1 protein-coding gene is annotated in these 1,113 nt (G+C 63.5%); it reads right to left on the reverse strand.

The features are described from left to right. On the reverse strand, nt 1–1,113 hold a 1,113-nt coding region (locus tag ACY45C_RS21305), incomplete at both ends, for a recombinase family protein (RefSeq protein WP_462189333.1).

The raw sequence follows: 1,113 nt of genomic DNA on the forward strand, positions 1-1,113 counted from the left end.
GACCTCGCTAGCCCGGCCCACCAGTTCCAGGGTTAGACGCAAGGTCTCCTCGATGTCGTCATACATCGTGGCGGCGGTGCGCAGCGTGCTTTCGGCCTGCCGTAGCTCCGTGGCGACCCGGGCTTGCTCCTCCTGGGCCAGGTCCTCCGGAACAGAGCCGGTCACCACTCCACGGGCCAGCCGCCGCCGCTCGTCGGCCAGCTCCCCGACCCGCCGCTTGGCCCGGGCAACCTCCGGCGCGGCCTGGGCCTGCTGGTGCTGGATCTCCGCCCGCACGCCTTCCCGGATTGCATCCTGTACTTCTTCCGAAATCCGCACCGTCTTCCAGTACCGTTCAACGGCCTCTTCCACCGCGTCCGCCAGCATGTAGGGGGCAGCGCAATCGGTACGGTGGTTCTGGCGCCCAAGGCAGTAGAAATAGAGGTACTGGCCCTTTGCATTCATCAGGGAAAGCCGCTCACCGCAGGCACCGCAGTACACCGCGCTCTTGAGATAGTGGGTGTGTACCCGCCGCTTTTCACCGGCGACGTTGTGCAGGGCGAGCATCTCCTGTACCCGTATGAACAGGGCTTCGGAGATCAGCGGCTCATGGCGGCCCTCGTACTCAATACCCTTGAAAGTTACCTTGCCGATGTAGTAGCGGTTATTCAGCACCCGCGATACATGGGAGATGGCGAGCGGCCCCGGCAGCTTCTTCCCGTGCGGCAGCGCCATGAGACCCCGTTCAGCCAGGGCGTCGGTGAGTTGCCGCAGTGTCCACTCTCCGGTGGCGTACATCTCAAAGGCCCACCGGACATGCGGCGCGCGCTCTGGGTCGATAATGACAATAGTCACCTCCCGGCCTTCGATGCGCTGCCGGGTGTTGAGATAGCCAACCGGCGCCCGCCCTGGTGTCCCACCAACTTTCGCCTTCTGGGTTATCCCCTTCAGGGCTTCGGTCGCCAGGTTGCGGGAGTAGAACTCCACGATCCCAGCCATAATCGCGTGGAGCAGCTGCCCGCCGGGCGTCTCGTCAATATTTTCTTTGACGCTTACCAGCGTGGCGCCTACAGACTTCAGCTCGAACATGATGTTGGCGTCATCCCGCCGGTTACGGGCGAAGCGGTCTACCTT

It is taken from the genome of Frankia sp. CcWB2 (assembly GCF_977927585.1).